The sequence below is a fragment of the Adhaeribacter soli genome, from assembly GCF_008727925.1.
Lineage (GTDB): Bacteria > Bacteroidota > Bacteroidia > Cytophagales > Hymenobacteraceae > Adhaeribacter_A > Adhaeribacter_A soli.
The window spans coordinates 23,252-34,806 of the sequence record NZ_VTWT01000008.1 but is presented as its reverse complement, the minus strand read 5'-3'; the positions used below and the strand labels follow the sequence as shown (position 1 = coordinate 34,806).

Here is an 11,555-nt window from a genome sequence, read left to right as displayed (position 1 = left end):
TAGTATTGCCTGTTACTTGAAAACAAAAAAGCCAGGCTGCAAAGCCTGGCTTTTTCACTATGAAACAGTACTGTTTTTCCTAAAGATTAATTCTTCTCCAGGATCTGGAAAAGCTCATCCAGCTTAGGAGTTAAGATAATTTCGGTGCGGCGGTTCTTCTGGCGGGCATCGGCGGTTTTAGCGGCTTCCAGCGGTACGTTTTCGGCGCGGCCGCTTGGCGTAACGCGGCTGCCTGGTAAACCGGCATCCGTTAAAATGCGGGTAATTTCCGTAGCGCGCAATACGCTCAGATCCCAGTTATCTTTCATACCGGCGGTGCCTTTCGAGATCGGCACATCGTCGGTGTGGCCTTCCACTACCACGTTCACATCTTCCTGGTCTTTCAGGGCTTTGGCTAGTTTTTCCAAGGCATCCTGGCCTTTTTTATCGACTTTGGTGCTGCCCGATTTAAACAGCAATTGCTCCGAAAGCGAAACGTATACTTTGCCGTTCTTCACGTTCACCGTCAGGTCTTTTGAGTTGAAACCAAGCAGGGCGTTGTTCACTTTGGTTCTCAGGTTGGCTACGGCTTTGTCTTTTTCGTCCAGGATGCGCTGCAGTTCTTTCAGTTTCTCTTCCCGCGCTTTCAGGTCGGTGCTCAGCTGATCGATCTGGCCTTTGCTCTTGTTCAGGGAAGCATCCAGGGCTTTCAGTTCTGCCTCGCGACGGGCAAGGTCACCGGAGAGTTTGCTGGTTTCGGAGGCGCTGTTGGCCAGCAGTTTTTCGTGGTTGCGGTTCAGCTTTTCGTAGGTACTGTTCAGGTCGTTGTAAAGCTGTTTGGTTTTGCGCAGGATAATACCTGTCTGAATGGAGTCGGCTACCAGTTTGTTGTTGTTTTTGGTAAGCTCGGCGTAAAGTTCGTCCAGGTTTTTTTTATCGGCCTGCAGTTTGGAAAGTGTGTTGTCGCATTCCGCTTTTTCGCGTTCCAGGTTCATTTTCTGGGTCATCAGGTCGTCGTACTTTTTGGAAGCCACGCAACCCGAAAGCAAAGCGCCGCCCAGTAAAATGGTGCAGGCGTTCTTTAATAAATTCGTATTCATAATGCTGTCAGATGAAAGAGTATTGCTCACAAATATAAGTAAAAACCGAAACTACGAAGCCCTAAGTGTAAAATTTGCGGATCGCTTCCAGAATGCGGGATTGCTGATTTTCAGTCAGGTTAAAATAAAAGGGCAGCCGTACCAACCGTCGGGCGGCATTTTCGGTTACCGGCAAACTTACTTTCGGATAATGCTTTAAATAATAAGGACTTTCGTGAAGCGGCAGGTAATGAAAAACGGCCATAATTCCCTGCGCTTTTAAATGCGCCAGCAAAGCGGTGCGTTTTTCGGGCGTACGGCAAAGCAGGTAAAACAATCCGGCATTGTTGGTAGCGTAATCCGGCACAAAAGGCAGTTGCAGTTTCCCGGCATCGGCCAACGGTTTCAGCTCTTTATAATAGGTATTCCAGAGTTTTAATCGTTGCTGCTGAATTGTTTCCAGATTTTCCAGCTGGGCCAGTAAATAAGCGGCATTCAAATCGGAGGGAAGGAAAGAGGAACCCACGTCGAGCCAGTCGTATTTGGCCGCTTCGCCCCGGAAAAAGGCTGCGCGGTTCGTACCTTTTTCCCGGATGATCTCGGCCCGTTCCAGAAAGTTTGCATCATTAACAGCCAAAGCCCCGCCTTCGCCGCACATCACGTTCTTGGTTTCGTGAAAGGAAAAAGCCGCTAAATTCCCCAGACTACCCAACGGACGGCCTTTGTATTTTGCATCCAGGGCCTGCGCGGCATCTTCCACAACCAGCAGGTTTTTTGCCTTTGCAATTTCCAGAAGTTGGTCCATGTCGCAGGAAATGCCGGCATAGTGCACCGGAACAATAATCTTCGTCTTTTCAGAAATAAGGCTTTCCAGTTTAGCAACATCCAGGTTCAGTGTTAGCGGATCTACGTCGGCAAAAACGGGTCTGGCGCCGCGCAATACAAAGGCATTGGCCGTGGAAACGAAAGTGAAAGCCGGTAAAATAACTTCATCGCCGGGTTGTATTTCCGCTAAAATTGCGGCCATTTCCAGTGCATCGGTGCAGGAAGTGGTAAGCAGGGCCTTCTTAAAACCGTAGCGGTTCTGCAAAAAAAACTGGCATTGTTTCGTGTAAAAACCGTCGCCGGAAATTTTACCGCGCTGCACCGCATCCTGCATGTAAGCCAGTTCGTTTCCGATGGTAAAGGGTTGGTTAAACGGAATGATTTCGGAAGCGGCCACGAAAAATGCTAGGGTTTGAGGTAGAAAAAGGAATTGCTTGGTAAAACAGGTATGCGAAATTAAGCAGTTTTGCCGGCAAAGCTGCAATTATACTTACTTCTAACTGATATTTACCCGGAATACAAGCAATTGGCTATATAGAAATTGTTTTCGGTAAAATTTTAGGCCTATATTTGCGGCATCATTTACAAGCTGTTCAATTCCTTAAACTCCTTTATTTAAATGAACCACGATAACATTGTTTCTTTGCTTGGCAGCGATGCGGAAAGCCTGCTGCAGCACGAATGTAAGACCATTTCGAAAGACATGCTGCACCTGCCGGGTCCGGACTTCGTAGACCGTATCTTTGGTCAGAGCAACCGCACGCCGCAAGTGTTGCGTAACTTAGGCCAGCTGTACAATACCGGCCGCTTAGCGGGAACTGGTTACCTTTCTATCCTGCCGGTTGACCAGGGAATTGAACACACTGCCGGTGCTTCTTTTGCACCAAACCCGATCTATTTCGATCCGGAAAACATCATTAAGCTGGCTATTGAAGGTGGTTGCAACGCCGTTGCTACTACGTATGGTAACCTGGCCATGATGAGCCGTAAATACGCGCACAAAATTCCGTTTGTAGTAAAGATCAACCACAACGAGCTTTTAACTTACCCGAATAAATTCGACCAGATCATGTTCGGTTCGGTAGAAGAAGCCTGGAACCTGGGTGCTGCTGCCGTTGGCGCAACCATCTACTTCGGTTCTGAGGAGTCTAACCGCCAGATCATCGAGGTGGCCGAAGCGTTTGAGCGCGCACACCAGCTGGGTATGGCTACTATTTTATGGTGCTACGTACGTAACAATGCTTTCAAAAAAGACGGCGTAGATTACCACGTGGCTACCGACATCACGGCTCAGGCAAACCACTTAGGCGTAACCATCCAGGCCGATATTATCAAGCAGAAATTACCGGAGAACAACGGTGGCTTCAAAGCGATCAACTTCGCAAAATCGCACCCGGCCATGTACGATAAGCTTTCTTCCGATAACCCGATCGATCTGTGCCGTTACCAGGTAGCGAACTGCTACATGGGCCGCGCCGGCCTCATCAACTCCGGTGGCGAGTCGAAAGGTGAATCGGATCTGGCAGATGCAGTGCGTACCGCAGTAGTTAACAAACGTGCCGGTGGTATGGGCCTGATCTCCGGCCGTAAAGCCTTCCAGAAAGACATGAAAGTTGGCGTGGAATTACTGAACGCTATTCAGGACGTGTACCTGGATAACCAGATTACCATTGCTTAATTTAAGGAGCGGGCTTTATTTGCCTTCACCAGTTTTTTTGTAATTAATTGAATAGAAACGGCCTGTTGCCCGTTCTTTATAAAAAAAGAACGGCGTAACAGGCCGTTTTTCGGTTTAAGTCGTTATTTTTGCGGCTCGCTTTTTTTGTAAGGATTTTATTAATGCGCCTGGCGCTTAAAGGAATAAAGTATGTCTTGGTTTAAACGTGTAGAAAAAGGGATCATAACGCCCACCGAAGAGAAGAAGGAAACCCCGGACGGGCTTTGGTATAAATGCCCGAGCTGCAAGGCCGTAACCAATACCACGGAGCACCGCAAGCACCTGTACACCTGCCCGCAATGCAATTACCACGACCGCATCGATTCGGCCGAGTATTTCGAGGTGCTTTTCGACGAGAATAAATTCGTAGAGCTGGACCCGAACCTGACTTCTGCCGATCCGCTGGAGTTCGTAGATTCCCAGCCTTACCCGAACCGCATTGCCATTACCCAGAAAAAAACGCATTTGAAAGATGCTGTTCGGAGCGCGCACGGTAAAATGAACGGCCTGGACCTGGTGGTTTCCTGTATGGATTTCAAATTCATCGGCGGCTCTATGGGTTCGGTAGTAGGCGAGAAAATTGCCCGCGCCATCGATTATGCCCGTCAGCACAAGATCCCGTTCCTGATGATCTCCAAATCGGGCGGCGCGCGCATGATGGAAGCCGGTTTCTCCCTGATGCAGATGGCCAAAACTTCCGCCAAACTGGCCTTATTAGCCGAAGCCAAGGTACCTTACATTTCTTTACTAACTGACCCAACCACCGGTGGCGTTACCGCTTCCTATGCCATGCTCGGCGATTTCAATATTTCCGAACCGGGCGCTTTAATTGGTTTTGCCGGTCCGCGCGTTATTAAAGAAACCATTGGCAAGGATCTGCCGAAAGGTTTCCAGAGCGCCGAATTCGTTTTGGACCACGGGTTCCTCGATTTTATTGTAGACCGCAAAGATCTGAAACAACAACTCACCGACCTGCTTTCTATGCTGCAGCCAGAAGAAAAGCCGGAATTAGCAGAAACCGAAACCGTAGGCAAGAAGGCGAAAAAAGTAAAGTAGAACTGAAGTTCTCTGCTAAAACGGTAAGATTTTAATAAAAAAACCGGTTAGCTTTACGCTGGCCGGTTTTTTTATGTCTGTATAAATCAGAATTTATATACTAACTGAATGTTGGAAACCGGAGAAAAATTCATGTTAAAAGAATTAGATGAAACCGTTACTAAATCTGTGGTTACAGGTTTTGTTTCTGAACTTGGCCAGGTTAGAAGTGATCTTTTATTTTCATCTTTTTCATATTGTAAGGACAAACTTGATTCAAGCCCTATACAAAACCTTCTGTTTATTTCGAATTGAACTCCGGCAAAAGGCTTTATGATATAAGCTTGGTAAGTAGACTTGAAATTTTGAAATTCGGCATAAGCAGATTCGTCTGGCTTATAGTTTTTAAATTCATATTCAGAAGATCTCTTGCCAAAGCCAAAGCCCCCATCGGCGCCATAGCGCAGCACCCACCGGTGGCTCACTTTTCTTTGCCATTCATAACCTATTAGGGTTTGCAAAAATAAGCTGGATTCCTTGTATTTATAAGAACTAGCATCAACACTTATGGGAGCTTCTGGTACGGTTCTATTATAGTAAGTGCCCGATTCTATTAAGCGCAGAGCACCATCTGGTTTTACCTGTCGCTTATAAATTATTCCTATTGATCCACCATGTCCACCAATTATCCCAAGTTGGTTTTTATAATAAATGGAATCAGAAGTTTGTGAAAAGGCTGTGAAGCCGCACATTAAAAATGTAACTAAGGCAAAAAGTTTGTTTTTCATAACAGGTTTAAGGGTTAAGGTGCAAGCCTAAAGTACAGAAACTTTTCATAATAAAGTATGCTTTATTATGAAACTTTAGGGCAGCTTCAGCTTTGAATTTGCCGGTAATGAAAAATTTCTGGTAGACCTTCTGAAATTCATCAGGAACTATTTGTTTCCGGTTTTTCGTATTTAGAGAGTTGAAAATCAGCATATAAGCAGGTTGTTGTTCTGTTAAATAGAAAATTTTCTATATTCGCCGAACATTTTGGCACGATATTCAGTATGTGTAGCCAATAAACAATCCAAATCAATTTATTAAACAATCCAAAACATGAAAATTCTGAAAGTTTATTTATCGTTCTTTCTGGCTATCGTAATGGCTTTCTCGGCTTGTAAATCGAGCAAGAGCACCATGCCTACCGGCGGCGACAGCACATATCAAAACGAACCTGAAAAGAAAGGCATGAGCAAAACCGCTAAAGGCGGTATAATTGGTGCCGGTGGCGGAGCCGTACTTGGCGGCGTAATTGGTAAAATGGCTGGCAACACTGCAGCGGGTGCTATCATCGGTGCAGCAGTAGGCGGTTCTGCCGGCGCTATCATTGGTCGTCGGATGGATAAGCAGGCCGAAGAGCTTCGCCGCGACATGAAGGGCGCGAAAGTTGAGCGCGTAGGCGAAGGTATCAAGATCACGTTTGCTTCCGGCATCCTGTTCAATACCAACTCTGCCGAGCTGCGTCCACAATCTCAGGCCGACATCCAGACCTTAGCTGGTACCCTTAAAAAATACGGCGATACCAACGTAATCGTGGAAGGCCACACCGATGCTACCGGTTCCGATGCCATTAACCAGCCTTTATCCGAAAGAAGAGCCCAGTCGGTAGCTAACTATACCATTGCGCAAGGTGTAGAACCATCCCGCATCACTACCCAAGGCTTTGGTTCTTCCAAGCCGGTTGCCGATAACTCCACCGAAGCCGGTAAACAAGCTAACCGCCGGGTAGAGATCGCGATCTTCGCAAACGAGAAACTGAAGAAAGCTGCCGAAAAAGGCGAGATCAAATAATCAAGCACTTAATTACCTTTAAAAAAACCGCTTCGGAAATTCCGAAGCGGTTTTTTTATGCACTTAAGCAATTAAACATTAGGTGGATAGAAGTGGGTTTTGTTTCTGGCATACTGCTTGCATACTTGTTTTCAAATGCTTCCGGAGGAGCTTCATTATTCCAAAGGAGGTGAAAACCAAACTCTGAATCTTATGAAAACTTTAAGAACGTATGCAGCAATTTTACTGGCAACCTTACTTTTAGCTTCTTCCGCCGTTGCTCAGACCAAAACCCGGAAAGCCATGAGCCGCACCACCAAGGGCGGCCTGATCGGGGTTGCCGCCGGCGGGGTTATTGGCGGAGTGGTTGGTAAAAAGGTTGGCAACACCGCAGCCGGCGTCATTATTGGCGCTACCGTAGGTGGCGCGGCCGGAGCCATTATCGGGCGCCGGATGGATAAACAAGCCGAAGAACTGAAACGCGAAATGGCCGGCGCCAAAGTAGAACGCGTAGGCGAAGGCATTAAAATTACCTTCGATTCCGGCATTCTCTTCCCGACCAACTCCTCTGAATTAAGCGTTACCGCCCGAAATAACATCGCCGAATTGGCCAAAACGCTGCAGAAATACGACGATACCAACGTGCTGATCCAGGGCCATACCGATGCAACCGGCACCGCCGAATACAACCAGTCTCTTTCCGAACGCCGCGCCTATTCCGTGAAAAATTTTACGACTTATCAGGGTGTTGCTTCCGGCCGCATTACCACCCAAGGCTTTGGCGAAAGCATGCCGGTAGCCAGCAACAACACCGTATCCGGCAAACAAGCTAACCGCCGCGTGGAAATTGCGATCTACGCAAACGAGAAACTAAGAAAAGCAGCCGAAAAAGGCCAGATATAAGAAATTGTTTAATTGTTTAAAGTGAGTGTCTAAAGGCTGCTTCCGGATGGGAGCAGCTTTTTTTTGTACCCGGTTTTTTTTCTGCCAATTAATACGGTTTATAAGCAGCCATCCGTTTACCTTTATGGTATGAAAAAAGCAAGCTTCCTGCTAAATTCCTTATTTTTCCTGAGTCTGGCCTTAGGTTTATTTTCCTGTGAAACCCGCAAACCGGAAAACCAGCAGCCCGAACCTCAGGTGTTCAGCCCTGAAGCGGAAGCAACTCCATCGGTGACCACCGACACTTCCGCGACGTTAAATTCAGAGAAACCCATTCAGGAGGAAACAGCGCCGGAACCAACTCCCCGGAAATTGCCTTCGCGGGAAGAACTTAAAAAAATTACCCCAAGCCAGGAAGCGAAGCGCGCCCTGAGTGCCGATGCCATGAAAGCCTACCGCATGAAACCAGAAGCATTTGGAGCCTATATGCAAACCCGAATTCCCTACTACCGCGGCAAAGGCGACCTGAAAGCCCAAAATGACGTGGTAAAAATTGAGATCAATGCTGAAGAAATGCGGATCGAAACAGCCAAAGGTTCTCAAATTTTTCCGATGAAATAACCAGAAGCTATCTCAAATTCCACCTGTCATCCTGAGCGATAGCGAAGGACCTCGTTTGCTCCCAGCACCAAAGCCTGATTTAACGTTTTACCAATTGCCGACAAGTTGTTTCGCTGTCGCTCAACATGACATCCATTTTTTTGAGATAGCTGCTAGCGTTTCCCCGAACGGAAAGTCACTTTTCGCCAGGTTAGCACCAGCAGCATGGTAATTATTGCGCCCAGCAAGGCCATAAAAACATCCTTCTGCGAATCCCAGAAATCGCCCTGTGCTCCGATAAAAGCCGCGCCTGCCTTCGGGAAAAATACATCCGCCACCAGCCATTCCACGATCTCGTAAAAAGCGCTCAGCGAAAGGGTATATTCAACCGGAAAAAAATAAGCCAACCAGCTCCGTACCCCAAATAGCCGGCAAAGCACTTCCTGCATGGGGTAAGCCAATAGAAACCCGAAACAGAAATGCACGATCCGGTCGTAGTGGTTGCGCGAAAAGTGGAATTGTTCCTGGAGCCAGAATCCGAATGGATTTTTGGCATAAGCGTTCTGGCTGCCGTAAAGGTGCAACAGCAGAAAAATAAGAATAAGCGAGTAGCTGACATTGGAAAAAGGAAACTTCCGGTAAAAATAGATCAGCAGCACCACGGCCGAAACGGTAAGCGAGTTTTCCAGTACCCAGTTCACAAAGTCCGTGGCCGTAGCGCCGGTAAAAACCCAGAAGAAAATAAAGATACCGATATACGCTTTCAGCAAAGGATTTTGCCGGAACGGATTAGGTGCTTTAAAGACAGGGTCGGGAAAGAAAGCGTGCAGGCGTGGCGCCATAAAACCAGGAATTACGTACTCTAGTAACCGGATTTTACGCCGCAAGGTTATGACTAAAAACGAAGCTCAGGAGAAAATAGCGGAAACCCAACGGCTGCTGAATGCCTATTACGGTGTACTGAAACTGGAGCCGCGCCGTGAACCCCTACGCGAACTCATTTCCACCATGCTTTCGCACCGCACCACCCACAACAACGAAGAGAAAGCGTACTTTCAGATGCTGGAAAAGTTCGGCGATTGGGAAGGTGTTCTAAAAGCAAAATTCGAAGACCTGGCCGATGCCCTCGCGCCCGCCCAATTTCCCGGTCAGAAAGCCGCCAACATTCAGAAAGTACTGCAACTCATAAAAGACCAACCGGCCAACAAAGGTAAGATCAGTATCGATTTCCTCCAAAAACTTAGCACGGAAGAAGCGATGGAATGGCTCACTTCTTTGCCCGGCGTAGGCTTAAAAACCGCTTCGCTGCTGCTCCTGTTCAATTACCACAAACCCGTAATGCCCGTCGATACGCACGTGTTCCGGGTAAGCCAGCGCGTAGGCATTCTGGCCGCCACCGATACCCCGGAAAAGGCTCACACCATTCTGCTGGAGATGCTCCCGAAAGATGCCGTAGCACTATACAATTACCACATCCATCTGCTCTGGCACGGCCAACGCATCTGCACCTGGCGCAAACCCAAATGTGAAAAATGCGTCCTCAACGGGATCTGTAATTACTACAGGGAGGTGGTTAAGGCAGATTTGGAGATTTGAAAATTTGGAGATTTGAAAAAGAAGAAACGTGTAAATTATAAAATGAGGAAATACTTGAACCGGGAATTAAGAAAGCCTGATGCAAAGTTTTTCCGCTACCGGATTTCAGATAAAATCAGTTAATTTTACGTAAAAACCGAATCCTAAAACATTTCCTCATTTTCAAATCTCCAAATCTCCAAATCTCCAAATTCCCAAATCTTCAAATCTCCAAATCTAAAAAATGCGCCTCGTTCATCATCCGGTTTTGTGCAACTATTATGTAACGTACCGTTGCAATGCCAAATGCAGCTTTTGCGACATTTGGGAGAAACCGAGCCCGTACGTAACGCTGGAACAGGTGGAGCAGAATTTGCGCGATCTGAAAAAGCTGGGCGTGAGCGTGATCGATTTTACCGGTGGCGAACCCTTGCTGCACCGCGAGATCGATAAATTTCTGGGTTTGGCGCGTGACCTCGGTTTTATTACTACTCTCACCACCAACGGTATGCTTTACCCCAAATTGGCCGAACGACTGAAAGGTAAAGTAGACATGCTGCATTTCTCCTTAGATTCTTCCGAAAAAGAACAGCACGACAAGGGCAGGGGAGTAGCCTGTTTCGATTTTGTGATGCAGAGTATTGAAGTTGCCGGAAGCTTAGGCGAACGCCCCGATATTTTGTTTACCGTTTTCCGCGAGAACCTGCACCAGCTGGAGAAAGTGTACGAAGAAATTATTCTGCCCAATAAGTTAATGTTCATTCTTAACCCGGCCTTTGCTTACAACGAAGTGGCCTCCGGCGAAAACCTGACGGGCGAAGAACTCGATTTCCTTTCGGCTTTCGGCAAACGCAAATACGTGTACCTGAACGAAGGCTTCATCCAGCTCCGGCGCGACGGCGGCAACCACGTTTCCGACCCAGTGTGTAAAGCCGCCAGCACTACATTGGTAATTTCGCCGGAAAACGAACTGGTGTTGCCCTGCTACCACTTAGGCGAAAAGAAATTCCCGATAAACAATAACCTGGCGGCGCTTTATAATTCGGAAGAAGTAAAACAGCAGATCGCGCTGGAAGGCCGGTTACCGCAATGCGAAGGCTGTACCATTAACTGCTATATGCAGCCCAGTTTCGCCGTGGAAGTAAACAAATACTTCTGGAAAGCCCTGCCCAGCACCCTCAAATACAACTACTACAAAGGCACCTGGAAACGCATGCTTGCCAATTAAGCATTAGCGGTTACTGAAAAAATAAGAATACCGGGTTATAAATATGTTGTTTGAAAATAGTATGAATTCAGCCTGAAAAACCAGGTAATTGCCCGATAAGTACCCGTGTCCGGTACCCTCACCGGACACCCTGCTGCTGTTTGCATTCCTGCTGTCATTTCTGGATGCCGATTGTCCATAAAATTATTTCCAAAAGCCAAACTTCAAAAACTTTCCTACCTTTACACTATCTTTAGAAACGGGCAACTACCGATTTCTAATTACTGGTTTTCAATCTTTTATTAAAACAAATGCCGCTTATTTTACCAATTAAGGGTGTTTCACCAGCCTGGGGCGAAGCCTGCTATATTGCCGAAAATGCCACCATAGTTGGCGATGTAATTATGGGAAATACCTGCACCGTCTGGTTCAATGCCGTGATCCGGGGCGATGTAAACGCTATCCGGATCGGAAATAAAACCAACATCCAGGACGGTGCGGTAATCCACTGCACCTACCAGAAAGCCGCTACCACCATTGGCAGTAATGTGAGCATCGGGCATAATGCCATTGTGCACGGCTGCATGGTAGAAGACAACGTGCTGATCGGCATGGGCTCGATTGTAATGGACAACGCGGTGGTGCAAAAGAACTGCATTGTGGCGGCCGGATCGGTGGTGCTGGAAAATACGGTTTGCGAAAGCGGTTATATTTATGCCGGCGTTCCGGCCAAAAAAGTAAAGGCCCTAAGCCCGGAACAGATCGAAAACCTGGATAAAGTGGCGAATAACTATGTGCTGTACGCCAGCTGGCTGCAGTAATACTATTAATTTATTGTTCT

Annotated in this window: 12 protein-coding genes; 8 read left to right on the top strand and 4 right to left on the bottom strand. The window is 47.2% G+C overall.

Annotated features, from left to right (window positions below; all coding sequences use genetic code 11):
• Positions 1–86 precede the first annotated feature (86 nt).
• Both F0P94_RS14640 and rffA read right to left on the bottom strand, forming a co-directional pair.
• A complete protein-coding gene (locus F0P94_RS14640; protein WP_191907055.1) occupies positions 87–1,079 on the bottom strand; it encodes an OmpA family protein in 993 nt (330 codons plus the stop codon).
• A gap of 61 nt (positions 1,080–1,140) precedes the next feature.
• Positions 1,141–2,280, bottom strand: a complete 1,140-nt coding sequence (gene rffA, locus F0P94_RS14635; protein WP_225307234.1) for a dTDP-4-amino-4,6-dideoxygalactose transaminase — start codon at positions 2,278–2,280, stop codon at positions 1,141–1,143.
• Between the two features lie 222 nt (positions 2,281–2,502).
• Here rffA and F0P94_RS14630 point away from each other — a divergent pair, with 222 nt between their 5' ends.
• Both F0P94_RS14630 and accD read left to right on the top strand, forming a co-directional pair.
• Positions 2,503–3,561 (top strand): class I fructose-bisphosphate aldolase, encoded by a 1,059-nt coding sequence (locus F0P94_RS14630; RefSeq protein WP_150904654.1) that lies wholly within the window; start codon positions 2,503–2,505, stop codon positions 3,559–3,561.
• Between the two features lie 189 nt (positions 3,562–3,750).
• Complete coding sequence (gene accD / locus F0P94_RS14625; RefSeq protein WP_150904653.1) at positions 3,751–4,656, top strand: acetyl-CoA carboxylase, carboxyltransferase subunit beta; 906 nt, start codon at positions 3,751–3,753, stop codon at positions 4,654–4,656.
• Between the two features lie 86 nt (positions 4,657–4,742).
• On the opposite strand, the gene F0P94_RS14620 is transcribed toward accD, so the two are convergent.
• The gene (locus tag F0P94_RS14620; protein WP_150904652.1) at positions 4,743–5,423 is read right to left on the bottom strand and encodes a hypothetical protein; all 681 of its coding nucleotides are present in this window, start codon (positions 5,421–5,423) and stop codon (positions 4,743–4,745) included.
• Positions 5,424–5,736: 313 nt separating this feature from the next.
• Between F0P94_RS14620 and F0P94_RS14615 the strand changes: the two genes are divergently transcribed.
• The 3 genes from F0P94_RS14615 (at position 5,737) to F0P94_RS14605 (ending at position 7,953) form a co-directional block, all read left to right on the top strand.
• The gene (locus tag F0P94_RS14615; RefSeq protein WP_225307233.1) at positions 5,737–6,471 is read left to right on the top strand and encodes an OmpA family protein; all 735 of its coding nucleotides are present in this window, start codon (positions 5,737–5,739) and stop codon (positions 6,469–6,471) included.
• Positions 6,472–6,663: 192 nt separating this feature from the next.
• Positions 6,664–7,353 (top strand): OmpA family protein, encoded by a 690-nt coding sequence (locus F0P94_RS14610; RefSeq protein ID WP_150904651.1) that lies wholly within the window; start codon positions 6,664–6,666, stop codon positions 7,351–7,353.
• A gap of 129 nt (positions 7,354–7,482) precedes the next feature.
• The gene (locus F0P94_RS14605) at positions 7,483–7,953 is read left to right on the top strand and encodes a hypothetical protein (RefSeq protein ID WP_150904650.1); all 471 of its coding nucleotides are present in this window, start codon (positions 7,483–7,485) and stop codon (positions 7,951–7,953) included.
• 152 nt (positions 7,954–8,105) lie between these two features.
• Here the strand turns inward: F0P94_RS14605 and F0P94_RS14600 are convergent, their stop codons facing one another.
• Positions 8,106–8,774 (bottom strand): DUF2238 domain-containing protein, encoded by a 669-nt coding sequence (locus F0P94_RS14600; RefSeq protein WP_150904779.1) that lies wholly within the window; start codon positions 8,772–8,774, stop codon positions 8,106–8,108.
• 49 nt (positions 8,775–8,823) lie between these two features.
• Here F0P94_RS14600 and F0P94_RS14595 point away from each other — a divergent pair, with 49 nt between their 5' ends.
• From F0P94_RS14595 to F0P94_RS14585, 3 genes are all read left to right on the top strand, one after another.
• Entirely contained in the window at positions 8,824–9,528 is a 705-nt protein-coding gene (locus F0P94_RS14595) for an endonuclease III domain-containing protein (RefSeq protein WP_150904649.1), read from the top strand.
• 223 nt (positions 9,529–9,751) lie between these two features.
• Positions 9,752–10,735: a radical SAM protein gene (locus F0P94_RS14590; RefSeq protein ID WP_150904648.1), complete on the top strand. Its 984-nt coding sequence runs from the start codon at positions 9,752–9,754 to the stop codon at positions 10,733–10,735.
• Positions 10,736–11,025: 290 nt separating this feature from the next.
• Positions 11,026–11,535: a gamma carbonic anhydrase family protein gene (locus tag F0P94_RS14585; protein ID WP_150904647.1), complete on the top strand. Its 510-nt coding sequence runs from the start codon at positions 11,026–11,028 to the stop codon at positions 11,533–11,535.
• Positions 11,536–11,555: the final 20 nt, after the last annotated feature.